The following is a 26,038-nucleotide window of genomic DNA, read 5'->3' as shown; positions in this document are numbered from 1 at the left end:
TGTGTGAACTTTCAAAAAAAGACAGGATGCATATACATCCTGTCAGGCAGCTTCGTTCAGTTGTTTTTGTTCGTTCCGTCCATTCATAACGTAATACAAGAAAATGGTAAAGAGAACGACGCCAGAGAGAATCAGGTATAACGTCGAGAAACCGGTCAACGGAATGAGTAGTCCGATGAAATAAGGTCCAAACCCGAGACCTGCATCGAGCGCAATAAAGAACGTGGATGTCGCCATCCCCATCCGGTGGGGTGGTGAAGCCTTAACGGCAATCGCTTGTGTACCAGATTGGATATTTCCGAAACCTAGTCCAATCAAAGCACCTGCGAGTAGAAGAATCCAGCCACTGCTTGCTTGACTGAGCACAAGAAGCCCGACGGCAAAGATGGCGATTGCCGGATACATGACGACGTTTGCTCCGCGCGCATCCATCAATTTCCCAGTGATTGGACGTGATAAGAGTACTGCAACCGAATAGACAAGGAAGAAGATACTTGCCGCCTCAATCAAGTCGAGTTCACTTGCATAAAAGTTGATATAGGACAAGACACTCGAGTAGCTTAGTGCGGCCATGCCGATGATGAGGGCAATCGGTAACGCCCTCGGTTCGACGAATGATTTCAATGAGAAGCCACGAACGACTTCAGGAGCATCGACTTCAGGTACGTTGACGAAGAACGTACTCGCTAAACTGATGACTCCAATCACGAAACAAAGAGCGAATATGACGGTAAAGCTCGTATATTGGCTAAGGAGCAATCCGACGAACGGCCCGATGGCTGTCGCCAGAGTGGAGCTCATGCTGTAATAGCCGATGCCTTCACCTTTCCGGGTCGCAGGGATGATTTGCGCTACGATGGTCCCGGTTGCCGTACTCGATAATCCCATCCCGAGACCGTGAACGAACCGGGTGAGCAATAAGAAGCCGATGCCCCAATGGACGAAGTACAATAAAATCGTGGTGGTGAAAAAGACGAGCCCGATATAAAGCGTCTTCTTCCGACCAATCGAATCAATGAGTCGACCGATGAATAATCGTCCGGTCAGCGTCCCGATGATGAAGATACCGGTGACGAGTCCTGCTTGACTCGTCGTCGCTCCGTACGACTCGACGGCATGCACTCCGATTGTGACCATCAATAAGAAAAAGATAAGCGTCAGGAAGAAGTTGATGAGCGAGATGATCAAGAAGTCTCGCGTCCACAGTTTTTGAATAGGTTGATGCATCGAACACGACGCCTCCTTTTCTTCAAAGTCGAATAGTTAATAAACATAACTAAAAGAGTATACCAAATCAAATTAGGATTGTCTGAGATGATGCACTACATGCACTGAATGACAGACATGAAAAAAACTCGACTCGGGAATCGAGTCGAGTAAAGTAACGTCGTTAGGCACGGTCCCAGAAACGGGCTGTCGCAATCCCATCGATGAACGCATCGAATCCATCGAGGTTGTGCTCGTCAAACGTGAAGACGCCAGGCTGGTCTGTCTTCACGCGACATGTGGCGAGTGCCTCTTTGTGATGCACGTGCAAGGCGAGCGGCTTATAGTGCTTATACGTGTTCTCGATAAACTCGAGGACATCATCTTCGACCGAGGTTGCGGCGCTCACTAAGAAAGCGGCATCGAAGAGACTCGCGTCGACTGTGTCATACGTCTCTTTTACTTTCAAATCACCGAGCATATGCGCTTTTTTTCCGACGAGGCTATAGTTGACATTGTGGTCGGCGAGCGTCTGCACCCATTGTTTCACCTGATTCGCGTCCACGTCACCGGCGAGGAGGAGGGCGACACTCTTCGTGTCCGGTTTTTTAATCGTGTTGGCCATCGAGAGGGCAGGGGAGCTCTTATCTGACTGGACCTCATTATTCTCTTCTGGCACTTGTACCCCTAAATTGTCCGCGACGACTTCGGCGAGGTGACGATCGATCCGATTCAATAAATCGACGGCGTTTTCTTTCACCATGTCGGACTCACATTTTCCGAGTTCAAAACTACAGGCGTCTTGAATATGTTGCTTCTCGACATCGGTCATGCTGTTGTAGAAGAGCTTCGCCTGTGAATAGAAATCAAGGAAGCTGTCGCTACGGCCGCGAATCTTATGCCCGTCCACCTTTTCTTGATAATGCTCGAAACCACCTTGGTCGGCCGGTACGGGTTCCGGCTGGTTGTTGTTGAGCGCATTTTTGTGATAGCTCGTCTGCCCTTTATGGACGGCCATTTGATGCATCCCGTCCCGCTGATTGTTGTGGAACGGACAAACTGGTTTATTGATTGGAATCTGGTGGAAGTTTGGTCCACCGAGACGCGAAAGCTGCGTGTCCGTATACGAGAACAGACGACCTTGCAAGAGCGGATCGTTCGAGAAGTCGATTCCTGGAACGAGATGACCCGGGTGGAACGCGACTTGCTCAGTTTCCGCGAAGAAGTTGTCGACGTTTCGGTTCAAGGTCATCTTCCCGACGAGTTTGACCGGGATTTCTTCTTCCGGCCACAGTTTGGTCGGGTCTAAAATGTCGAAGTCGTACTTGAACTCGTCTTCTTCAGGGATGAGTTGAAGTCCGAGCTCCCATTCTGGATAGTCGCCTTTATTGATTGCTTCATACAGGTCGACACGGTGGAAATCAGCATTTTTCCCGGCTGCTTTTTGGGCTTCGTCCCATACTTGTGAATGCACCCCGAGCTTTGGCTTCCAATGAAACTTAACGAAGTGCGCTTTTCCTTCAGCATTTACGAGACGGAACGTATGCACCCCGAACCCTTCCATCATGCGTAGACTACGCGGAATCCCCCGATCACTCATCGCCCACATGACCATATGAGCGGTCTCGTGATTTTGTCCGACGAAATCCCAGAACGTATCGTGCGCGCTTCCCCCTTGCGGCACTTCTGTATGTGGTTCAGGTTTCACGGCGTGGACGAGGTCCGGGAACTTGATTGCATCTTGGATAAAGAAGACCGGGATGTTATTCCCGACTAAATCATAATTCCCTTCGTCTGTGTAGAACTTCGTCGCAAATCCACGGACGTCCCGAACGGTGTCACCGGAACCGCGTGACCCCTGAACCGTTGAGAAACGGACGAATACGGGTGTTGTCTTCGAAGGGTCATTCAAGAAATCCGCTTTGGTGAACTCGGCAAGCGGTTCATACACCTGGAACTCCCCGTGTGCTCCGACTCCACGCGCATGAACGATGCGCTCCGGAATCCGCTCATGGTCGAAGTGAGTCATCTTCTCACGGAAATGGAAGTCCTCGATTAACGTCGGACCACGACGTCCTGCTTTCAGCGAGAATTCGTCTTCCGCCATCTTCAGACCTTGGTTTGTCGTCAAGCCAGCTTGTTGTTCGTTATCAATCGTATGTTGTTTTAACTGCTCTTCTTTCTTGTTCCCCATGTGATTGCCTCCCTTAAGTATGACTGACCGTCGTAAGTCACGATTTGACCTACTATATCGGTGTTCCCTAACCTAAAATAAAAAAATCCCTCTTTTTCAAAAAAAGAGAGATTTCACACAAAGTTAAGGTTATTCATAATGCGGCCCATACATGTTGTTTCAATACGATTTGTTGCACCACTTTAGGGTCGAGTTCGTATTCCGTGGCAATGACACGCGTCACTTTCGCTTTCGCATCGGGGTCATCAGGATTCTGCTCCGTATACTGGTCTTGCCATGACCTCCAAATCTGTATCTCTTTGTCGGTCAATTTGGTCGTCCATTCTTTTTCCCGAAGTTGCCAGCCGAATATCATGTCGTCTATTTGACCGGGTTTCACCCAATCGGCAAGCGCGTAATCACCTTCCGGAGCGAATACGGCTTCACCGAGTGGGGGTTCCGTCCCGATATACGCGGCATCATCATAAAATCGTAGCAAGGCGGCCTGAAACTGATCAGACTGTTGTACGTCATCGATGACGTCATGACTGATTGATTGAAGCTCATCCGTACTCCGTTCCCCATGTACCACGACATCATATTCATATCGAGTGACGCCGTCTTCTTCAATGGGTGTACGTTCTTCAATCGTGTATATTTCCTCGGAAATAGAGGCTTGTTCAGACTTCAATTGTGTGGTGGGTGTCGACTCCTGCGGCCAGAACCAGACGGCCAAGCCGAGCGGGACGAGAAACACGGCGAGACGCCGGAGTTGATATACCCAATTTGCTTTTCTTTTTTTCTTCAACCAAAAAACACTCCTTCAATATGTAACAATCCCCGAGATGTCGGGGATTATGTTCGATCTAGACGAACGAGGTCCGCATCGGGATGCGACTGACCGCGAACGAGGGCACTTAAAATACGAGAGCCGAGCATGCTGTACACCGTCCCATTTCCCCCATATCCAAGTAAGTAAAACAAGTTCGGTTGATTCGGGTGCTCTCCGATGAACGGGAGTTGGTCCACTGATTCTCCGAACAAGGCGACCCAGGCATAATCGATTTCAAGGTCATACATCGGGAAGAGCTCGGCTATTTTTTCTTTCACCCGTTCTGCCCGATCATTCATGAGCGTCTCGTCGTGAGGTGTCTCCGCTTTGTCTTCATCGAGACCGCCAGCGATAATCCGACCATCGGGAGTCGTACGTAAATAGAGATACGGGCGTTTCGTTTCCCAAATGAGGGCACGTCCTTCCCAATCACTGAACTCAGCGATCGGATTCGTGGCGATGGCGTATGACCGATTTAAATCGATTCGATGGGAGTCGAGTAGGGGGGCTGGCCCATAACCCGTCGCAAAAATAACTTTATTCGCTTTGAATGTCCCGTTTGAGGTGAAAACGACCCATCCGTCACCGTCGGACACGACCTCATCCACCGACGTTTCTTCAAAAATTGGGACGTGTTGTTTTGATAAATGGCGAATGATTTGACGGCTTAGCGTGAGCGGATTGACCTCGGCATCGCCTTTGGTGATGAGGGCCGCCGGTTTTTCGAATGGGAAGCGTTCGCGTAATGTCTCACGATCCAACCATTCCACGTCAAAACCGTACTTTGACAGCATTTCATACTCACGTTTCAATTTGGCAACATCGGTCTCATCACTCGCAAAACAAAGACTGTCCCGTCGAATATATATATCGGATGCACCGACATCTTTTGCCACCTGGTCGAGCGATTCGACCGCATCGAGACACAATTGATAAAAGCGAACAGCTGCCGCCTCTCCAATTTTTTCTGCGAGTTCATGTAACATGATGTCATTTGAATATTGAATTAACCCGGTATTTGCTGATGTGCTTCCTGTCCCGACTTTGCACGCATCAATCACCGCAAAATCGACACCGTCCTGTTGTAGCGTATAGGCCGTCAATGTCCCGGACATGCCAGCTCCAATGACGAGCACGTCGTAGCGTTCCTTTTTTTCAGGTTGTTGCAATACGACGTTATCTGATTCAGTTGTTGGCCAATACAGTTCTCCGTTATACAGTTCCATAATTTCTCCTCCACGATTCAGCTTCTTCCTTTTTATCCCCGCTTCAGAAAAGGCAAAACCTAAAAAACCGCAGACAATGTGTCTTGTCTGCGGTTCAAGATGTCATTTCTTGATAATGATTGATGAAGGAGAGGCACCTTTCGTATACGTGATGCGTTGGACGTTCTTCGCACCATGAATCTCAGCAAGGTTTTTCCCGTCAACGATGACTTCCTTCACTGTTGCACCTTTGAAGTCGATAGTGGCACCAGCTTCTTTTGGTTTCACTTGAACGACGACGTTTTTTAAAGCGTCACCAGTCAATTCCGTGTATATACCACGAACGAAGATCCCATTTTTGAAGTTTGTACCTTTTCCGATCGTCACACCGATATAATCCTCTTGAAGGACGAGACGTGCAGCTTTATGGTTTTCCACGGTATAACGCGTCAATTCCACTTCTGGTTCCGGTGTGAAGTCGATTTGTGCAAGGACTGGATCGTGGTCACTCGCACGTCCTGACATCTCTGTGAAGTCTGCGTTGACGTGAATCATGTCGATCTTCGTAGAGTTCGCTAAGCGGTTCGACACGAGGATATGGTCGAGTACTTGCGAATTCCCTTGATACACATAAGAGTAACGGTCGACAGCCGGGACTTTCTCGACCATGTTCGTCATTAAGTCACCTTTGAAGATTTGAAGTGCATCCGAGAATTCGAAGTCGTTGAAGTCTCCAAGTGCAACAACGTTTGCTTCTGGGTTCTTCGTCTTCACGTCCGACACGAAGTTGTGGACGACTTGTGCAATTTTCTTACGTTGCACTTCACTTCCGAGTACGACCGGCTGTTGTGAGCCGAAGAACCCAGTATCGCCGCCTTTTGAGTTCCAGTGGTTCGCGATGACGATGACGTTCTCGCCTTGGAAGTCGAATTGAGCCGCCAACGGTTTACGTGAGCGATCGAACGCTTCGTTCGTTGGGTCGATCCGTCCCGGGTTGTGCGTCAATTTCCCGTCAGCGTATCCGACTGCCGTCGTCGCATCACCGGCAGGAATTCCGTCAGTCAATGACACGCGCTCAGGGTCGTATAAGAAGCCGACGCGGATGTTGGCATCCGGTGCGCCACCATCCTGGTTGTTCTCTGGGTCGATGTTTGCGTACTTGTATGTCTTCCCGCCGACAGCAACAATGTTGTCAATCAAGCGTTGATAACTTTGATCAGCGGCAGAACCTGCCCCTTTGTCCTGTCCGTCGTTGTCTTGTACTTCTGTCACGCCGATGATGTCAGGGCTGTTCAATTCATTGACGAACGCTTTCGCCAATTTGAGTGCCTTCTCATCTGATGTTTCTTTGATGTTGTTCGAGAAGTTTTCTAAGTTATACGATGCAATCGTTAATTGATCTTCCTCTGCCTCGATGAACGTCTTCTCACGCTGCGCATCCCCTTTGACGAATGTAGCCTTCATATCCTCAAGTGAAGCTTGAATCTTATAGTTACCGAATGAATAGCCGACGACACCGACAATTGGTCCGTTGAAACGGTCGCCTGTCGCGACATCAAAGTCACGTGCTTCAGCGTTCGGTTCGAGACGGAACTGAATGCGTTCTGGGTTCGCGTCGTTCTTTTTCAATAAGACGCCGCCATTGTATGTCTCCGTTGGCGTATCTTCGAGAACAGTCACCAAATCACCGTACTCCTGCGGTCCGACCGACTTCAAATTGTTCGTTTGAACGCGCATCCCTTCAAGGCTCTCCCAGAAATCGATTGCGTCCTTCTCCGGGTTGAAGACGGCGAGATTATCACTGTCGATATACTCGGTTGGGAGATTTGAAGCGTCAATCGTGATCGGGGTAGGAAGTGTTACACCGCTCTCGAGAACTTCAACTTTTCCGTTACGCGTATCGATTTGTGTCATCTTCATATCTGTCTGTTGACGGTCGCTGTATCCTTCAATCGCGTACTCGCTCACTTTTCCGTTCACTTTAACGAGGTCACCGACTTGAATACCAGCAATTGAACGTCCGCCGTAAAGGACAATCCCTTCAGATGTGCGTGCATCATTATCGGCTTCCGTGTCAGGAGTTTGAATGAAGTAGTAGGTCGTTCCGCTTGAGACGAAAGTAGACGTGACGATCCCTTCGATACCTTCAACCGTCTGTCCGTTCATCGGAGCGGTATGGTTCGCACCTTGGATGTCGTGAATGCGAATTTTGTCTGTAATCTTGTAAGAGAATGTCGAGATGGCACTGAACGCATCTTCCGTTTTCACGACCGTCTTCAATGTCATCGAGTTTTCGATGCGGATTGGATTTTCGTAACGAAGACCATTCTCTTTCGGATCAGATCCGTCGAGCGTATAGAAAATCTCGGCGTCTGCTGTCGTTGTCGAGAGCGTGACGTCTTGTGGTCCGACGAACGTACCGGCACCTGGTTTTGCGACGGCAGGGCGAAGAACAGACGTATCGATGACTGTATCTGCTGGGTCACGAGGGATGATTTGGTACATGTTATCAAATTGCTGGACGATTCCTGTAATCGATGAATAGTTCACGTCTGTCTGCAAGTCGAGGATGCTTCGCTCGTCACGAACGATGAACTCTTTTGTCCCATCTGTTGCCGTCAAGTTCTGACCGCTACCTGTGAGCGTGACATTTTTGACGGTGACGAGTTCTGATTCGACGTTTTCGTTGATTTGTTCACCTGTCACTACTTGTGCAACAGGAAGCGTCGATTCCTGTTTGGAGACGACGACGGCACTGTTCAATTGAAGTAGTTCACGATATGAACCGACGACCCCTGTGACGACAACCTCATCCCCGACATTGACCGCAAGTGACGTTGGACGGATAGACAGACCTCCCGTCGCGTCTTGGATGGAGATCGTGTTTGCTAATTTAGCCGTGACGATTCCTTTTACCGTGACCGTCTCGTTTTCTGCTTTTGTCCGCGCGTCAGCAATTGAAATCGGTGTGATTGGTGCAGGCGGTTCAGTCGTGCCACCATCTCCGTACTCGACACCTTGGAACGTATGTAACCCGAGGTTATCGAACGTGTCTTGTGGTGTCGATATCCATTCGATAGACGGGTCGAACGTGTCGCTGCCTTCACTGTCTCCACGCGTCACCGTATCTTTACGAATGAGCGACTGATCGGCAGTCGCAACGATCGTTCCCCATTTTGTCCCCGGGTCGAAACCGAGTTGACCAAAGACATCGAGAATAGTGTCTCCTTTTTTCAAGATGATTGTGTCATCCCCATTGAAGTTCGTCACGGCGCTCACCGTGTTCGATTTTTCTTTCAACGCGTCCGATGCACTGCCGTTCACGATGACATATGTAGCTCCCGGTGCGAGTGTGCCTGTTAAATTCAATGTGTTTCCGGCAGTCGTGCCTCCGTTTGAATACAATTCAATCTTGTAAGCAGAAAGGTCAATTGTCGCGTTCGTTCCGTTAAATAACTCGATTGCCTTGTTATTACTTGATCCTTCAACATATTCTGAAATGAAGAGGTCTGAAGCGTTCAACGTTTCGGCGTGTACGTTTGCCGCGATCGGCGTCATGCTGCTGACGATGAGTCCTGCTGATAAGGCAAGGCCAGTGACTGTCTTAAATGATTGTGTTGGTTTCCCCATGTGTAAGTCTCCCTTAGATGTAATGGTCTAATCCGATTTCCCCAATTCGTGTCGTTGATTAATGGTGAATATTCGTCCCCCTTTTTCGAAAAAACGACGTGATAGCGCTTACATTACTTCTCTTGTGACGAATTTCTTGAAAAACATTCGTGTATTGTCAAAATTAACACGTTCATTTCCCAAGTTTTTAACTACATGTTAAACATAACCAAGCAGACGTCAGAACTCAATCTACTAAATACGAAGTTATGATTACATTTTGATGACAAGGTAAATGAAACCTGAAGAACTTGACGATTGCTTCGATAAAATTTACACTCTTCTAATACTAATTAATTATATCGGTTAAGTGTGTATTAAGAGGAGGAAGAAATGAAAGAAACCGTTTATCCAGTTATTCCTGGAGCAGGCGCATTTTATTATGAAGGAAACGAGATTGGAATTTTACTTTGTCATGGCTTCAACGGGACACCTCAAAGTGTGCAAGATGTCGGGATTGAACTGATGAAACAAGGGTTTACTGTTTACGCACCACGTTTGAAAGGGCATGGGACAGACCCGGAAGATTTTCGATGTTCAACGCATCGATGCTGGTATAAGAGTGTGATCGAAGGAATTGAGCGATTGCGTGAATCTTGTCAGACTGTCATCGTTGTCGGTCAGTCAATGGGTGGAACGTTGGCACTCAAAGCAGCTCTTGGAAGAAAAGCAGACGCAGTCGTAACAATCAATGCCGCACTGTCCGTACCGGGATATGCGTGCCATGCGTCGGATACCGAGTGTCGATTCATCGACGAAGACGCGCCCGACATCTTAGCAGAAGACGTATATGAGATTGTCTATGACCGCGTGCCGACAAGAGCAATCCGAGAATTGCTTTCGCTGATTGACGAGGTGCGACCTCACGTCGAATCGGTGGATGTGCCGACATATGTGATTCATTCAGCTGTCGACAACGTGGTTCCACCTTCCGACTCCATCTGGTTGTTTGATCAGCTACAAGGAACAAAAGAATACGCCGTGCTTCCAAACTCATATCACGTCGCGACGATGGACCATGATTGGAAACACTTATCGAAGCTCATCACGGCCTTCTGTGAACAAGTGGGGGCGCATCATCAAAATGCAGTGTAAAAACTGCATTTTTTTATGGACTGATTCTTTGCAAACGCTTGCACTAGTGCTATGGTAGATGTGAATCATACCTTATTGTAGGAGGCACGGTGCCGTATGGAGACGTTGTTCAGCCAAACGAAACAAACAAAAATAAGTCGTGTATGGTGGAAAGAGGCGATTGCCTATCAAATCTATCCACGAAGTTTCAAAGATTCGAACGGGGATGGGATTGGAGACCTTCGTGGAATCATTGAAAAGCTTGATTACTTAGAAGACCTTGGGATTGATGTCATCTGGATTTGTCCGATGTATAAATCGCCGAACGATGACAACGGATACGATATTAGTGATTACCAAGATATTATGGAAGAGTTCGGGACGATGGAAGATTTCGACGCCTTGCTAAAGGCTGTACATGCGCGTGGGATGAAGCTGTTGCTCGACCTCGTCGTCAACCATACGTCGGACGAACATCCATGGTTCCTAGAGTCGAAAAGTTCGAAAGACAATCCGAAACGGGATTGGTACATTTGGCGAGATGGTAAAGAAGGTGCACCACCGAGCAACTGGGCGAGTATCTTTGGCGGCTCTGCCTGGGAATACGATACAGAGACTGATCAATATTACTTACACGTCTTCTCGAAGAAGCAACCTGATTTGAACTGGGAGAATCGTGAAGTACGAACGGCTGTTTACGATATGATCAATTGGTGGCTCGATAAAGGCGTCGACGGATTCCGTGTCGATGCAATCAGTCACATTAAAAAGATGCCGACGGGGACGATGCTTCCATCTCCGGACGGCAAACCGGTCGTCACGGCGTTCTCGATGTATTCGAATATCGATGGAATCCATGACTACCTTCAAGAGATGAAGCGGGAGACTTTCTCGAAATACGATATTATGACCGTTGGTGAAACGAACGGGATTGAACCGGAAGCAGCGGATCTTTGGATGGGACCGGAAAATGGCGCGATGAATATGGCGTTTCATTTTGACCATGTCGATATTATGCGACGGTCACGTCTTGCCCCGCTCGATGTCGTCGAGTTGAAACGAATCTTTGATAAATGGCAACAAGGTTTACTCGAAACCGGTTGGAACGCACTATACATTGAAAATCATGATATGGTGCGAGCGGTCTCGCTCGTTGGGGATGAGCAACATTACTGGCGTGAGAGTGCCACGGCTCTTGGGATGATGTATTTCTTTATGCACGGCACACCATTCATCTATCAAGGACAAGAGATTGGGATGAGGAACGTGCCCCTCCCGTCCATTCATGACTATGATGATGTCGCGACAAAAAATGAGTATTTCGAACGGATTGCGAACGGGATGAGTGAAATCGATTCGATGCAACAAGTATGGGGGACCTCACGTGACAACGTGCGAACGCCGATTCAATGGGATGCGTCGCCTCATGCTGGTTTCTCGACGAAAACACCATGGATGCCGATTCATGAAGAGTATGAGACGCTTAACGTCGAGGCGCAGCAACACGATCAACACTCAATCCTATCATTCTACAAGGAGATGATTCGACTTCGCCGAGCCGAAGAGACGTTTACGTATGGTCGTTATCGTGACGTCTTGCCAGAGCACAAGCAAGCCTTCGTCTATGAACGTTCATTTGAGAACAATCGATTTTTCGTGGTCGTCAACTTGACTGCCAACCCGGCAGAAGTGACAATTCCAGAAATAGCGGGCGCTACGCTCGTCATGACGAATGAAATTGATCCGGAGACGATTGAGACCGAGACATTTATGTTGCGACCATTCGCAGCCCGTCTATATCGTTTATGATAGAGAGGTACCTTCTGAGGAGGGTACCTCTATTGAATGTGAGGTGAGATGAGGATGCATACGATTGAATTTTCAAATGGGAACGAGGTAGCACGAGTCGTCATCATAAGCGCGAGCCGCGAACAAGTAAACTTGATGATGGATGAGCAACGTGTTGTAACCACTGTGACAACGTATCTCGATTTTGGAGAGGCGTTCGCCTCGGCCTTCCATTCCCTTCAAGGAACGGCGACGCTCCATGATATCGATGGAAATACGATCATCAACGTCATCTTTTCGCATCGAGGAGTCAGCTTGCAATTCCATCATCCGCTTCCCGAGAAGACACTACAGACCGATCAAAGTTACATGACGGAAACGATGCGACAAATCGGTATATGGAATAGACTGTGACAAATACGGGAAAAGAGCATATGATAGAGATTGACTAAATGGAAAGGGGTGTCGGGTATGGATGGAACGAAACGTGCTGACATTCGCCCAGGGCTCCATGTCCAAATCGTTTTGAAACAAGATCAACGAAGCGGAAAGTTGACGAAAGGCGTCGTTCAGGATATATTGACGAACTCGCCACGTCATCCGCACGGAATCAAAGTGCGTTTGAGCGATGGACAGGTCGGTCGTGTGAAAGTGATCGAAGCTGGAGGTGAGTAAGATGAGTGAGAAAAAATTATCTTTTCAAGAGGCGATGAAACAAAAGCTAGCAGAAAAGAAACAGAACCAGACAAAGGTTCCGACAGGTTTACATGGTACGAAACAAAAACCATTAACGAGTCAATTGACGAAAAAACCAAATAACCAGAAGAAACGTACTGGTATTTAAGACGACAGCTACTCGAAAAGAGTGGCTGTTTTTTTTGAATATTCGTTTCATGGTCATCAAAAACAATCATGATTTAATATTTCTAAACATTATTATTGTAAGCGCTTTAAATGAGTTTGTATAAGGAATCATGATTCATTGATGTGAAAAAACAGTGAAGTAACCTATAAAAAAAATTGTTGATAATTTTCAGAATATTTGTATAATTCAGAACTAAGACATCATAAAAAATCTCAACTTCAGATTCACACAACAGGGAGGAACTTATTCATGGAAGCGATTCAAGGTTTGCTACAAGGAAGCGTCGACTTTTTGAACAACATCTTATGGTCGTACGTATTGATCGCCGTACTCGTTGGAGCCGGGATTTATTTCACAGTCAAAACACGATTTATGCAGTTCCGGTACTTAAAAGAAATGTTCCGTGCGGTCACGGATAAGTCGGACGTGACACCATCAAAAGATGGCAAGAGTATCACACCAATGAAATCATTTTTTATCGGTGCTGCGACTCGAATCGGTACAGGTAACCTTGCAGGGGTCACGGTAGCCGTCACACTCGGTGGACCGGGAGCGGTCTTCTGGATGTGGATCGTCGCCCTTCTCGGTGGCGCCACAGCCATGATTGAAAGTACATTGGCTCAAGTATACAAAGTGAAAGACGATGTCGCTTATCGCGGTGGCCCAGCGTACTACATCGAAAAAGGTTTGAATAACCGTGCACTAGGAATCGTATTTGCGGTTCTCATCGCCGTCACATTTGGCCTCATCTTCAACTCTGTTCAATCGAACACGATCGCTGCAGCATTCGATAACGCATTCGGTGTCGATGCAGTCATCGGTGGAGCAATCTTGGTTGTTCTTACTGGTCTCGTCATCTTCGGTGGAGTACAACGTGTCGCTAACTTCTCGGCAATCGTCGTACCGGTCATGGCCGTGTTGTACCTTGTAATCGCGCTCTACGTTGTTGTTGTCAACTTTGCTGAACTCCCAGCCGTCTTCGCGATGATCTTCCAAAGTGCATTCGGTTTAGACGAAGCAGTCGGTGGTTCAATCGGTGCTGCGATTTCTATGGGTGTTCGTCGTGGACTCTTCTCGAACGAAGCTGGTATGGGTTCTGCGCCGAACGCTGCAGCAGCAGCTGAAGTATCACACCCTGCGAAGCAAGGTTTCCTTCAATCACTCGGTGTATTCTTGGATACGTTGATTGTTTGTACAGCAACTGCAGCCATCATTCTTCTCTCAGATAGCTACGCTTCAGGGAATGGTGAAGGGATTGTCCTCCTTCAAAATGCCTTGACTGAACAAATCGGAGCACTCGCCCCGGCATTTATCGCCATCAGTGTCTTCTTGTTCGCATTCAGCTCGATTGCAGGAAGCTACTACTACGGTGAAACGAACATCGAATTCATCAAGAAGAGTAAAGGTGCAGTCCTTGGATTCCGTCTTGCGACAATGGCATTCGTCTTCATCGGAGCGGTTGCGAGCCTCGGATTCGTTTGGAGCCTCGCTGATCTCTTCATGGCAGGAATGACATTGATCAACATCACAGCCATCACATTGCTTGGTGGTGTTGCCTTCAAAGTTCTTAAAGACTACGAAGAGCAACGTGCTCAAGGTCTCAACCCACGCTTCTCAGCTCGTAAACTCGGTATCGAAAACACAGAGTGCTGGGACGTCGAAGAAGACGAGGTGGCACAAGGTTCTGTTCAAACAGCCGCTGCTGACGCTTCAAAATCATAATGCATCACGCAACAAACAGGGACCCTGCTAATTGGGGTCCCTGTCTTTTTATGCACGTTGGCGGATTGGCTTGACGGCTTGTTCCATTTCAGTTTTATTTAAATACAAGTAACTTCCGGCCACGAACAACGCGCCCCCGACAATGTTACCGAGTGTGGCGAAGAATAGATTGTAAAGGGCGCCACTAAAGTTGATGAGTTCTGACGGCACATAGTGAAGCGCAAGTGCGAAGACACCCATGTTCGCAATCGAGTGTTCGAACCCGGCAGCAAAAAATACGACGACTGGAATCATCGTTAGCATGATTTTTGCGACGTCATTATTTGTTTTTAGTGGCATAAAGATAGCCAGACAAACGAGAATGTTACACAAAATCCCTTTTAGGAAAATCGCAAGGGCATCTCCGCCGATTTTTTTCGCCGCGACGACAGCGAGCAAATGATCACCCGTTACCTCGCCCATACTGTGAGCTCCGATGACGAGAAGAGATAAAATGACGGCGCCAATCAAGTTGCCGATCCAACTGATTCCCCATATTTTCGCTAAGTCTAACCAAGCGACACGTCCCCGTTTTGCCCCTGTGTAGAGATACATCGTATTACTCGTAAATAGTTCTCCACCCATCCAAACGATGAAGACGAGTGCCACCGAGAAACTAGCACCGGCAATGAGCATCGTTCCGGGGACATCGATGAACATGTTTCCGACTGTGAATGAGAAGACAACTCCAATGCCAATTAAAAAGCCGGCGATAATCGACCGTAACACATATTTAGAAAATGAATGCTGAAGCAACGATGATTTTTTAAATGCGGCTTCTTCCATATAATCGATGACTTGCTTTTCCATAAGAAGACCTCCTTTAGACCCTTTCAGTCTAGGAGGTCGACGTAGAGTTTGCAATTGTTTTCACAAACTTTCAATAAGTTCTCACGAAACCGTTCACATCGTTGCCACGAGTTCAACTTTGATGCGATCTGGGTCTTCGAAAAACAGCGCTGTATAGTCCGGACCACCTGCATGGGGAAAGCGGTCTCCGTAAAGCTCTTGGAAGCCGTGTGACGTCAGCTGTTGACGAATATCTTCTAGTTGTGTGAGTGAGGTAGCATGAAACGCCAAATGATTGAGACCGGTCTTTTTTCGGTGATAGGACGGAGTGAGATGGTCTTCTTCCGTCTGTACGAATACGAGATATGTATCGCCGAAACGATAGCTTCGACCTTCCGGCCAAGATTGATAGAGCGTGTATCCGAGTTGGTCACATAGAAGCCATTCCCAAGCACGTACACTGTCATTTAGGTTTGATACGTACAGTTCGACATGGTGAAGCATGAGAATCATCCTTTCGATGGACGTTTGAAATCGGTCCGTTCGGTATAATTGAACTATACAACGTATGGGGAGGTAGCGTATGGATCGGACAGGGCTCGTCTCGAATATTTTGATTGCCGGAAAGACCGGCGTTGGAAAGAGTGCGTTCATTAACTATATATACGGACACGACGTCGCTGAATCGAGGGCCGGAAGTCCGGTCACCTCAGAAGGACTTCATGAGTACGAGTATTACGACTTAGAGCGGGGCATCTTGTTTCGGTTCTTTGATACATGGGGGCTTGAGGCAGACCGTTCCGAGGAGTGGCACCAAGCAATATTATCTATCGTCCATGAGCGCGAAGGGGCGCTCGATATCGCAGAGTGGTTTCATACGATTTACTATTTGCTGTCGGTACAGTCGGGACGAGTCGAGGCATACGAGCTCGAGTCGATTTTAAAACCGCTATATGCACGAGGTAGCAACGTCACTCTCATTTTAACCAACTTCAATGAAGAAGATCCGATGAGTGTACAGAAAGCCTCGGCGATGGAACAAGTGTTGCTGCGTGAACTTCCGATTGAAGAAGAGAACATCATCCGGGTGAACAGTGTCGAGAAAACGTTACTGACGGGAAAGCGCATCCCGGTGAGCGGATATGAAGAGGTGTGGAAGCGTAATCGGACGAACCTTTGGAGAGACATCGAACGAAAGCTTCCAATCAATCTAACGAATCATTTGGTGGAAGAGTTAGAGGATTGGCGAATACGCAGCATCACTTCGGCGGAAAAAATTCGCATGCTGACGCCACAAGCGATGATCAGCTGGAAAGCGCGTAACATCGAGAAAGACTTAGAAAAAACGCTCGAACAGGCTGCCCTGACAACGGAAGATGCGATGGCAGAAGGGGTACGTCATTACATCCAACTCATGCAACGGTACCCGTTAGTCGGTGAACAGGCAAATCAACTATTCAAGACAAGGCGAGTCGAACTCGGATTTGACTATTCGTTCGGAAAGACGGTGCGAAAGATGGTCCTCGGTATGGTTCCTGGAGTGCACTTCATTTACTGGGCATTCAAGCGTCGAACGGCAGAACGAGGCATTAAAAAAGCCATCGAGCAGCAATATGCATCCGTCAGACAAACGATTGAAGAAGAGATTCGACGTGGTTTTGAGCGCGAGATGCGCCAGCTGGGACAAACGCTTAACTCATAAAGGGGGAAATGAGAATGGAATCGACGAAGCGGTTTGATTTTAAGGATTATGATTTAAAGGCAGAACTTGAACGACTGCGTGGAAATGTGAAAAAACCAAATATCCTCATTGCTGGAGCGACGGGAGCGGGAAAGAGTTCGGTCGTGAACTATGTGTTTGGACGTGATTTGACGAACGTGGCTGCCGGAGAACCGGTCACAAGAGGGATTCATCAATATAAAAATGATGACATTGCGGTCACCTTGTTTGACAGCGAAGGGTATGAAATCGGAAGTGCGCGACAGCAACATTACGAGGAAGAAGTCATCGGTTTTGTGGAGAATAATAGACGAAAGGAAGCGTCTGATCGAATTCATCTCGTGTGGTATACCATCAATGCCGCAACGAAGCGCGTCACACCTCTCGATAAAACGCTCATTCGTCGCCTAAATGAATCAACGGCTGTGGCTGTCTTATTTACTCAAATTGATCAAGTAGACCTGGATGAACTGACAGCACTACGAAATGAACTAAATGGAATAGTAGTAGAGGAATCCATCTTCCAAGTGAGTATCGCCCGAGAAATCATAAACAACGAAGCGTTGCGACAACATGTAGATTGGGAGCGATTGATTGTTTGGTCGGTCGAACAGTTAGATGCATCCTTGCAGGAAGGACTCCTGATGGAAATTCAGGCAGAAAGTGAGGCGATGCTTAAGCTAAAGCGTAAAAAGGCGAATCGCATCATTTCAGGTTATGTGGCGAGCGCGGGAACAGCTGCTGCAGTACCACTTCCATTTGCAGATGCGGTGGCGTTGACACCTATCCAGGTGACAATGAGCGTTCATTTATTCCGCTATTGGGGTGTGAAAGCGAGTGACGATTTACTGAAGACACTCATCGGAAGCACAATCATTCCACAAATCGGTCGAACGTTATCGAAGACTCTTCTGTTAAATGTAATGAAATTTTTTCCTGGGGCGAATATGGCGGCCGGCGTCATTAACGCGACCGTCGCATCAGGCATCACATGGGCAATTGGTCTGGCCATCAATGAAATCGCTTATCGAAACGCAATGGATTCTTCGAAAACGATTGAGCAGTTGTTGAATCAAGAGTTCGGCTCACTGTTCGAACAGTTCTTGAAACAAAATCCGAAGACGGATAAACCGTCATAACGACTCTCATTTGTTAGACTACAAGTAAGTGTAGAGAGGGGGAGAAAGTTGAAAAAACGAATCTATATTACACGCCGATTGCCTGAAGAGGCAGTCGAAACACTTCGTGACCACTATGACGTACGCATGTGGGAACATGAGGGACAAAGTGTCCCACGTGAAGTTCTTCTAAAAGAAGCCGCCGCGGCACATGCACTTTGGACGATGCTTAGTGACACAATTGACCGTGAAGTGTTTGAAACAGCAAACAATTTAGAAGTCGTCTCAAACTTGGCTGTCGGATATAACAATATCGACTTGAACGCAGCGAAAGAGAACGGGGTCATCGTGACGAATACTCCGGACGTCTTGACGGAAACGACAGCGGACCTGACGTTTGGACTGATGATGATGACGGCCCGACGTCTCGGTGAGGCCGAACGTGATTTACGTGCTGGCGAGTGGAAGTCTTGGCTTCCGATGGGATATGTCGGGATGGATCTCTATCAAGCGAAGCTCGGCATTATCGGCATGGGACGGATTGGTGAAGCGGTCGCACGCCGGGCGAGAGGATTTGATATGGATGTGCTCTATCACAACCGGACACGTCGTCATGAGTCAGAGTCGATGTACGGCTTCACGTATGCAGAGCTCGATGATCTGTTGGAGCAATCTGACTTCGTCATCGTTCTCGCACCGCTCACGGACGAGACACGAGGTATGCTCGGAGCTAAAGAGTTTGCCAAGATGAAAGAAACATCGATTTTCATCAATGTGGCTCGTGGAGAGATCATCGATGAACAAGCATTGTATGAAGCGTTAAAGGCGAAGAAGATTTGGGGAGCAGGGTTAGATGTGTTCACTAAAGAGCCGGTCGATCTTGATCATCCATTATTGAAGCTTCCGAACGTGACAACATTGCCGCATATCGGAAGTGCCTCGATTCGGACACGTCTGGCGATGATGGCATTGAATCGAGAAGCGATTGAGAACGTGCTCGAAGGGAAAGAACCGAAGAATCGATTGACGTAAGAAAGCCTGACGCGCACGCGTCAGGCTCAGGCTGTTGACTAACATGAATAATATCGCTCGCCTTTCCGGCGCCCACGCTTTCCTGCAGGAGTCGGGGCGCCGTCGGGCGAGCAACGCAAACGGTCGTCATCTGGCGACCGTTTGTCTTTTTCTGAGGCCTCGACGGCCGAAGAAAAAGCCCGGTACATACTTCGAATCTGTCCAAAAGGGGAAAGGGACGGTAAACACCGATCCCACCCGTCATCGACGAGAAGGTGCCCGACCATTCGACGATCAGCCAGGCCTATCGGCTTCGTCCACAGACGGTCGAGCGCTCAATTGCCGACGGGAAAGAGCTCCACGGGCTCCGTTTCACCTTCTACAGGGGGATCAAGAAGGTCCAACGCGCCAATCTGGTGGCAGCCACCGCACAAAAAATGAAGAAACTGGCCAATCTGTTAGCCAGAAAAGACTGTCTACATAGCATTTCTTCAATTTTATGGGGGCAGAACGTCTCAAGAAACTGGGAACCACAAAAAAGGACGAACCAGGTCGCAAGATGCGACCTGGTTCGTCAACAAGCTGAGCCTGACGCGCACGCGTCAGGCTTTCTTATTAAAAGCGTCGGATATTATCTGGATCTTCTACATCATTACGGTAGGCACGATCATCGAGCCCACGTAGTTTTTCTTCACGATCACGTTGCTTTGTTTCTTTATCAATTTTATCTTGCTCAGGGTCTACCGGATGACTTGGGTCGACGGTTTGAGTTTCTTGATATGGTTTTGAGTCGATTTCTAAACCATCGTCTGTGTGACTACCGAGATGTGTTGACGATGCGTCTTGATACGGTTTCGCGTCGACTGTCACACCATCTTGATGACGGCGTTCAAAGTCTTCATCCACGTAGACGAGAAGTTTTCCGGCTTCAACATCGTCATAGTGACGTTTCACCTCATCTTCACTGAGTCCCATGTTACGCAAACCAGCATGAACGTCTTCATGTCCACTCAAGAAAGCCCGAACTTTATCGAACCAGCTCGCCTGATGAGTCGACTCTGTATGAACGTCCGTATCACGTCTCAAGATTGACACGTTGTCTTCATGTTTCGTCACGACGTAAATGTGTGAGTCTTCATATCCTTTTGCCCGTAACTCTTCAATTTTTCCAAGTGCTGCGTCTTGTGTATCGTGCATACTGATGAATCGTTTCTCATTCATAATCGTTCCTCCTTATAATCGTCGGTGATCTTCTAATCCAGAATGACCGCGTACAATCGGGTCCTCTTTTGTTCCTTTTGGTTTCTTGTCATGATCATTGAATGGTTTCGCATCAAAGGCAATCCCATCTGCCTTTTCTCCTTTATCATGATCGAGTTCGCTATCTTTTTTATACATATTTGGATAACGGTCATACGAATGGCGATCGATATAGAGTAAAATCTGTCCTTCATCGATGGCATCATAGTATTGCTCTGCCTCTGCGTCATTGAGCCCCATGTTGCGCAGTTCATCACGGATTCGGTCACTGCCGTGTAAGAATGCTTTAACACGATCGAGCCAATTCACGTCTCGAACTCCGGATTCGGCGTTCACATCCGTGTGGTCACGTAGCGCGGAGATTTCGCCGTCTCGCTTGGCGACGACGTGCATATTTTTTTCAGCTTCCCCTGCAGCCTTCAACTCTTCTACTTTGTGTATGACTTCCTGTTCCGTCTGAAACAGACCAATCATTTTACGATCTGACATCGAATACCCCCTTTAAAAATTCGACAATCTCCAACAAGCGTCACAATAGGAGTAATTTCCGTTCTATCGACGATTGAAACAAAAAACGCCATCCCTTTGTAGGAATGGCGTAGATTTAGTAATAAAGCATAAGCGAATCGTCACCGAGTGAACAGCGTGTGCTCTTCCATACGAATTCAATCAATGTCCAAATTGCCATGAAGCTACTGATTGCTAATAAAATGAGCGCATACAGTGGACTTAATTGAATGACGAATGACCAACCGAGTGTGATTAAGAGCGGTTGAATCAAAAAGATGGACGTGATATAGACAACGACAATGAGGGATGCGAATGCGATGCGTCTTCCAAGCGTCTGAATATGGTGACGAAAGCGGGTCAATATGCCGAAAATGGCACCGGTCACGAGGACAGGCAGCAAGAAGGCTAAATAGTCGACCGGATATGTCGACATGGGGGCACTGAACAAGCGCCCACTAAATACATCATCGATGACGAGCAGTAAGTTGGCGTAAGCAAATGCCAAAATCATACCGAGTAACCAGCCGAAACGGTTCCAAATGGTGCGCGATGATTTGAGTGCTTCGATTTTTGTATAGGCGAGAAATGCCAGGTCACGCACTTCAATCTCTTTTAAAGAAAGGTTTGCTTCATCGAGTTGATTGACTGTCCAATCGAAGTCTCGGTTTGCTTGGGCTTTTTCATGAGGTTTTAATTCATCAGAAGCATCAATCAACACGTGGTAACGAAGACGATATTCTTCATTTGTCTCGGGTTGTTCGATGAGGAAGCGGGCGTACTCGTGAGGGTCTTGATTTAAAAGACTGTCTAACGACTGTCCGCTCTTCTCCGCATGACGGATATAGCCGGCGAGTGCAAGCAGAAGACGGTCCGCTTCCGTCTCATCTTCAACCAGTTCAATGAGGCGCTTCCGCACTTCGTTGAAAAACTGTTGAACGTTTGGGTCTTGAATCAGATTTGGTTCCAGGGAGATTCCTCTCCTTTCTTGGTTTGTCATCGTCAGGCAGGTGGTTCGTCATTGTGAGAGAGCTTCAGCGACTCGAAATCACCTTGTTCGATGCTTCGAATCAAAATCTCGCTTCCTCCCATATTCGTCGAAAGTGGAATGGAATAAACGTCACAAAGACGCATGAGCGCACTCACGTCCGGTTCATGAGGCTGTGCGGTCAGCGGGTCTCTGAAGAAGATAATCATATCCATTTCACCGCGAGCAACAGCAGCTCCGATTTCTTGGTCTCCTCCAAGCGGCCCGGAACGGAAGCAATGTACAGGTAAGCCGGTCGCTTCGGCAATTCGTTTACCCGTCGTGCCGGTCGCGAACAACTGATGCTTTTCTAGAATATGTGCATACGTTTTGATGAGAACGATTAAATCATCTTTCTTTTTGTCGTGAGCCACTAAAGCGATATTCATAGCGATTCCTCCTAAAATGACTTCTCTTGTTATTCGTATCATATATCGCGTGATTTGACACGATTTCTTTCTTACTTAAGTACCCATTTCCATTGAATCGTAAGAGCCATCTGGAAGAAATGCCTTTTTCATGAGGTTTGATAGTTTTGAAATATAGGTATGTAAGAAGTAACACTGCAATCATTTCATACAAAAAAGGAGGAAGGGTTGATGAACGATACAACGTATAACTTTGATTCGTTCATGTCATGGTTACCGGAACTTTTGCTGGCAATTGTTATTCTTGTAGTCGGGTATATTTTGGCAAAAGTTTTGGAAAATGTGACACGAAAAGTATTGAAGAAGGCACGACTCGATGAGCGGGCCGGAATTAAAAAAGATGGGGAAAAAGGAGAGAAGTGGACACCTGAACGCATTATCGCAAAAGTGGTGTTTTTCGGGGTCTTACTTCTCGCGTTCTTAATCATCTTTGAATTTATGAACGTTCCTGCAATTACCGAGCCGTTCAGTCAGATTTATGAAGGCTTCTCAGGATTGATTATCGGTGTCATTAAAGCAGGTTTGATCTTACTAGTTGCTTGGGTCATCGCTACCCTTCTGAAAAAAGGGATTCAAATGGCAGGACATCGCTTGAATTTGAGCAAGTTGATGGAAAAGACGGGACAAGAATCGACCAGTGTCAACCAAACGAAATGGGTAGACACGGTCGCAAATATCGTCTTCTATCTCGTTCTCTTATTAGCGTTACCAGCTGTACTTGATGCACTCGGACTTCGTGGGGTCAGCGGACCATTCGAAGACTTGTTGAACAGTTTCCTCGGATTCATTCCGAAACTTGTCGCAGCGGCACTCATCTTCGCAATCGGATATGTGGTCGCAAAAATTGTACGCGACATTTTGACGAAGTTCCTAGAAGCAGCAGGGTTAAATCGATTAGCAGAGCGATTCCATCTTTCTGATTATGTAAAAGGATCGAGTCTTGCGAAAGCAATCGGTACAATCGTCTTTATCTTCATCATGATTCCTGTGACGATTTCAGCGCTTGAGGCGCTTGATATTCGTGGAATCTCTGAACCAGCGATTGCGATGCTCAATGATGTCTTGGTCATGATTCCAGACATTCTCGTTGCGATTGTGCTCGTCCTTGTTGGTGTGTTCGTCGCGAAATGGTTGAAAGGTGTCGTCGTATCGCTCCTTGAGAACCTTGGCGTCAATTCACTGGCTCAAAAAATGGGCTTCGGAGAACGTGCGACTTCGATGTCGATTGCCCAAGTGGTTGGTGTGGTCGTACAAGTCATCGTAATTTTACTCTTCGTATCAGAAGCGCTTCAAGTCGCGAATCTTGAGTTCATGGCGTCCCTTGCAACAGCCATCTTTGCTTACTTGCCGATGGTCATTGCAGCGCTCATCATCTTAGCAATCGGCTTCTGGTTGGCTAACATGGCAGAGCGCTTGGTCGGAAGTGTCCTTGTCGATAGAGCGGGACAACCGAGCGCGCTTCGCTATGTGGCGAAGTATGCGATTCTCGGACTCGTCTTCTTCATGGCGATCAGTCAGCTCGGCATTGCGCCGATGATTGTCAATACGGCCTTCCTTCTTATTCTTGGAGCCGTTGCTCTCGCTTTCGGTCTTGCTTTCGGTCTTGGCGGTCGCGAAACGGCGGCACGCTACTTGAAAAAGGCCGAGCAACGTATCGATGAAACAGAAGTCTCGAAAGAAGGACTTGAGCAGGAAAAAGAGCAGATGAGTCGCGAAGCGGAAGATGCGAAACGCCAAGCAAAACAGGGTGTTGAACAGTCGAAACGTGAAGCGGAACAATCGAAGCAAGAGATGAAGCGAGATGTTTCTGAATCAAAGGATGATCATGTTGACGGACCGGAATCGAATCCGTTCCATGAAAATATCACTCCAGACCAAGACAATCGCTCTCTTGATGACAACGAGGGTCCATTACGCCCATAATTTATCTTTTAGCGGATCTCCCATGTGGAGGTCCGCTTTTGTGTTCAACTTAGAAAGAGTCCGGTCGATAGTAAAAGAAAAGAGTGTCAGTGATAGAAGAAAAAGAGTACAGAGGTGAGGGGAATGTTTGAACGATTTCAACGGACACTTATTGTAAACTATGTGATTGGCTCAGGGTTGGCCGTTTTTGGTGTAGGGGGCGTCTTTATTTTTCAGACGCTTGAATTATCAAGGCAAGAGATGTTATTACTTCTGACCATCATGTTAGGTTCAGGGGTGGTCATGATTACGTCTGAACTACTCTTATACCGTCGCCATATTCGGCCGATTCGACAGTTCTTTACGACCGAGTCCTCGACAATGGACGAATTGACATCAGCGTTTGATCAGGCGAGCCGATTTCCGATTTTGACGATACAGCGGATTCTCGGTCCTCATTTGTTTGGACTATCCATCCCGGCTATCGGCGTAACGACTGTTTGCATCTATAATGATTGGATTAATTTACCCTATCGTTTGATTGGTTTAGCCGCAATCGGTGCCGTGATGATTGCCGTGCTCCATGCGTTGATTGAATATTTTTTAACGGTTCGGTCAGTCGAGCCATTACTTGTGTATATGAAAGAGAGACACTATGAGTTGTATCGCCAACCGGTCCAAACAACATATCAGTCGTTCAGTGTGCGAACAAAATTATTGATTAGCATGCTCATTACGGGTGTCTTTCCCATCCTATTATTTATGTTGGCTTCAAGTGTACAACTTTCGACATCGACACGGATAGATACGTACTGGAACTGGGCATTCATTATTCTCATAATCATCATTGGAATTGCAGTTTTGTGCAGTTTCTTGTTGTATGACAATATCAAACGCCCCATCGGATTTTTGACATCAGGTATCGAACAAATGGAGTCGGGACAACTTCAAAAAATCGAGAATCCGTACTTAGATGAGTTCGCCCGATTGATTGGTGGATTCAATCAAATGGTAGAGACAGTAAATAAGCGGGAACAGGAAAACGCGCAACTTTTAGATAGTCTCTTCATTTTATTTGCGGCAACACTCGATGCACGTGACCCTTACACAGCAGGACATTCGGAGCGTGTAGCGATGTACTCGGTCGAGCTTGCCCATGCACTTAGTTTGTCGAGTACCCAAATCGATTTACTCAATAAGTCGGCACTTCTTCATGATATCGGGAAAATCGGGATTCGCGATGATGTATTGTTGAAGGAAGGGAAATTGACAGATGAAGAGTTTTCAAAAATTCAGGAACATCCGACAATCGGGATTCATATTTTGAGTCAAATTCATTTACCCACATCACTTCAGCCAATTTTGGCCGGCGTTCGGTCACATCATGAGCGAATCGACGGGAAAGGGTATCCGGATCGCTTAAGCGAAGAGAATATTCCGCTGTTTGGAAGAATCATGGCCATTGCCGATGCGTATGACGCGATGACGTCAGACCGCCCATATCGTTCAGGCATGCCGATTGAAAAGGCGCTCTCAATTTTAGAGAGTGGGCGTGGAACGCAATGGGACGCAGAATTTGTAGATCTGTTCGTACAGCTTCGTAGGGAAGCCATCTCGGCATAAAAAAGGAGCAGCACCTTGTGTGTCGCTCCTTTTAGTATGGTTCGAAAGGCGTATACCCCGAATACAGCACCAAAGGCGAC

General features: G+C 47.4%; 22 protein-coding genes and 1 pseudogene. 12 read left to right on the top strand and 11 right to left on the bottom strand.

Features of this window, described 5'->3' with window-relative positions:
* Window positions 1-42: 42 nt before the first annotated feature.
* The 5 genes from KNO95_RS11005 to KNO95_RS10985 form a co-directional block, all read right to left on the bottom strand.
* Entirely contained in the window at window positions 43-1,227 is a 1,185-nt protein-coding gene (locus tag KNO95_RS11005; protein ID WP_214879005.1) for an MFS transporter, read from the bottom strand.
* A gap of 163 nt (window positions 1,228-1,390) precedes the next feature.
* Window positions 1,391-3,400 carry a catalase gene (locus KNO95_RS11000; RefSeq protein ID WP_214703582.1) on the bottom strand — a complete coding sequence of 670 codons (2,010 nt, stop codon included), beginning with the start codon at window positions 3,398-3,400 and terminating at the stop codon, window positions 1,391-1,393.
* Between the two features lie 133 nt (window positions 3,401-3,533).
* Entirely contained in the window at window positions 3,534-4,187 is a 654-nt protein-coding gene (locus KNO95_RS10995) for a hypothetical protein (RefSeq protein ID WP_214703583.1), read from the bottom strand.
* 47 nt (window positions 4,188-4,234) lie between these two features.
* Window positions 4,235-5,437, bottom strand: a complete 1,203-nt coding sequence (locus KNO95_RS10990; protein WP_214879003.1) for an NAD(P)/FAD-dependent oxidoreductase — start codon at window positions 5,435-5,437, stop codon at window positions 4,235-4,237.
* 102 nt (window positions 5,438-5,539) lie between these two features.
* The gene (locus KNO95_RS10985) at window positions 5,540-9,046 is read right to left on the bottom strand and encodes a lamin tail domain-containing protein (protein ID WP_214703585.1); all 3,507 of its coding nucleotides are present in this window, start codon (window positions 9,044-9,046) and stop codon (window positions 5,540-5,542) included.
* 372 nt (window positions 9,047-9,418) lie between these two features.
* Between KNO95_RS10985 and KNO95_RS10980 the strand changes: the two genes are divergently transcribed.
* The 6 genes from KNO95_RS10980 (at window position 9,419) to KNO95_RS10955 (ending at window position 14,534) form a co-directional block, all read left to right on the top strand.
* Window positions 9,419-10,180 (top strand): alpha/beta hydrolase, encoded by a 762-nt coding sequence (locus tag KNO95_RS10980; protein ID WP_214703586.1) that lies wholly within the window; start codon window positions 9,419-9,421, stop codon window positions 10,178-10,180.
* Between the two features lie 132 nt (window positions 10,181-10,312).
* Window positions 10,313-11,968, top strand: a complete 1,656-nt coding sequence (locus KNO95_RS10975) for a glycoside hydrolase family 13 protein (RefSeq protein ID WP_214879064.1) — start codon at window positions 10,313-10,315, stop codon at window positions 11,966-11,968.
* A 54-nt stretch (window positions 11,969-12,022) separates the two neighbouring features.
* The gene (locus tag KNO95_RS10970) at window positions 12,023-12,361 is read left to right on the top strand and encodes a hypothetical protein (protein ID WP_214700843.1); all 339 of its coding nucleotides are present in this window, start codon (window positions 12,023-12,025) and stop codon (window positions 12,359-12,361) included.
* Window positions 12,362-12,418: 57 nt separating this feature from the next.
* Window positions 12,419-12,622: a YwbE family protein gene (locus KNO95_RS10965; RefSeq protein WP_015880320.1), complete on the top strand. Its 204-nt coding sequence runs from the start codon at window positions 12,419-12,421 to the stop codon at window positions 12,620-12,622.
* A 1-nt stretch (window position 12,623) separates the two neighbouring features.
* The gene (locus tag KNO95_RS10960) at window positions 12,624-12,791 is read left to right on the top strand and encodes a hypothetical protein (protein ID WP_015880321.1); all 168 of its coding nucleotides are present in this window, start codon (window positions 12,624-12,626) and stop codon (window positions 12,789-12,791) included.
* 270 nt (window positions 12,792-13,061) lie between these two features.
* The gene (locus KNO95_RS10955; RefSeq protein ID WP_214700845.1) at window positions 13,062-14,534 is read left to right on the top strand and encodes an alanine/glycine:cation symporter family protein; all 1,473 of its coding nucleotides are present in this window, start codon (window positions 13,062-13,064) and stop codon (window positions 14,532-14,534) included.
* A gap of 48 nt (window positions 14,535-14,582) precedes the next feature.
* Here KNO95_RS10955 and KNO95_RS10950 read toward each other — a convergent pair whose 3' ends face one another.
* Window positions 14,583-15,383 carry a formate/nitrite transporter family protein gene (locus KNO95_RS10950; RefSeq protein WP_026824654.1) on the bottom strand — a complete coding sequence of 267 codons (801 nt, stop codon included), beginning with the start codon at window positions 15,381-15,383 and terminating at the stop codon, window positions 14,583-14,585.
* Window positions 15,384-15,476: 93 nt separating this feature from the next.
* On the bottom strand, window positions 15,477-15,866 hold the full coding sequence (locus KNO95_RS10945; protein WP_214703588.1) for a VOC family protein: 390 nt from the start codon (window positions 15,864-15,866) through the stop codon (window positions 15,477-15,479).
* Between the two features lie 79 nt (window positions 15,867-15,945).
* Between KNO95_RS10945 and KNO95_RS10940 the strand changes: the two genes are divergently transcribed.
* From KNO95_RS10940 to KNO95_RS14505, 4 genes and pseudogenes are all read left to right on the top strand, one after another.
* A complete protein-coding gene (locus KNO95_RS10940; RefSeq protein ID WP_214703589.1) occupies window positions 15,946-17,064 on the top strand; it encodes a GTPase in 1,119 nt (372 codons plus the stop codon).
* Window positions 17,065-17,078: 14 nt separating this feature from the next.
* Window positions 17,079-18,221 carry a YcjF family protein gene (locus tag KNO95_RS10935; RefSeq protein ID WP_214879002.1) on the top strand — a complete coding sequence of 381 codons (1,143 nt, stop codon included), beginning with the start codon at window positions 17,079-17,081 and terminating at the stop codon, window positions 18,219-18,221.
* A 48-nt stretch (window positions 18,222-18,269) separates the two neighbouring features.
* The gene (locus KNO95_RS10930; protein WP_214879001.1) at window positions 18,270-19,232 is read left to right on the top strand and encodes a 2-hydroxyacid dehydrogenase; all 963 of its coding nucleotides are present in this window, start codon (window positions 18,270-18,272) and stop codon (window positions 19,230-19,232) included.
* Window positions 19,233-19,486: 254 nt separating this feature from the next.
* A pseudogene (locus tag KNO95_RS14505) lies at window positions 19,487-19,600 on the top strand (hypothetical protein); the annotation flags it as partial.
* A gap of 226 nt (window positions 19,601-19,826) precedes the next feature.
* Here the strand turns inward: KNO95_RS14505 and KNO95_RS10920 are convergent.
* The 4 genes from KNO95_RS10920 to KNO95_RS10905 form a co-directional block, all read right to left on the bottom strand.
* Window positions 19,827-20,432: a YflT domain-containing protein gene (locus tag KNO95_RS10920; RefSeq protein WP_026824649.1), complete on the bottom strand. Its 606-nt coding sequence runs from the start codon at window positions 20,430-20,432 to the stop codon at window positions 19,827-19,829.
* Window positions 20,433-20,444: 12 nt separating this feature from the next.
* On the bottom strand, window positions 20,445-20,960 hold the full coding sequence (locus tag KNO95_RS10915; RefSeq protein ID WP_026824648.1) for a YflT domain-containing protein: 516 nt from the start codon (window positions 20,958-20,960) through the stop codon (window positions 20,445-20,447).
* A gap of 115 nt (window positions 20,961-21,075) precedes the next feature.
* A complete protein-coding gene (locus KNO95_RS10910; protein WP_251125163.1) occupies window positions 21,076-21,978 on the bottom strand; it encodes a hypothetical protein in 903 nt (300 codons plus the stop codon).
* 2 nt (window positions 21,979-21,980) lie between these two features.
* Window positions 21,981-22,394, bottom strand: coding sequence for a methylglyoxal synthase (locus KNO95_RS10905; protein ID WP_026824646.1), 414 nt, complete (start codon window positions 22,392-22,394; stop codon window positions 21,981-21,983).
* A gap of 210 nt (window positions 22,395-22,604) precedes the next feature.
* Here KNO95_RS10905 and KNO95_RS10900 point away from each other — a divergent pair, with 210 nt between their 5' ends.
* Together KNO95_RS10900 and KNO95_RS10895 are read left to right on the top strand one after the other, a co-directional pair.
* Complete coding sequence (locus tag KNO95_RS10900; protein ID WP_026824645.1) at window positions 22,605-24,356, top strand: mechanosensitive ion channel; 1,752 nt, start codon at window positions 22,605-22,607, stop codon at window positions 24,354-24,356.
* A gap of 123 nt (window positions 24,357-24,479) precedes the next feature.
* The gene (locus tag KNO95_RS10895) at window positions 24,480-25,958 is read left to right on the top strand and encodes an HD-GYP domain-containing protein (RefSeq protein WP_214703592.1); all 1,479 of its coding nucleotides are present in this window, start codon (window positions 24,480-24,482) and stop codon (window positions 25,956-25,958) included.
* Window positions 25,959-26,038: the final 80 nt, after the last annotated feature.

Source organism: Exiguobacterium sp. ERU653 (assembly GCF_018617775.1).
Classification (GTDB): Bacteria; Bacillota; Bacilli; order Exiguobacteriales; family Exiguobacteriaceae; genus Exiguobacterium; species Exiguobacterium marinum.
Note: the sequence above shows the minus strand (reverse complement) of the source record. Positions and strands in the feature narration are given on the sequence as shown.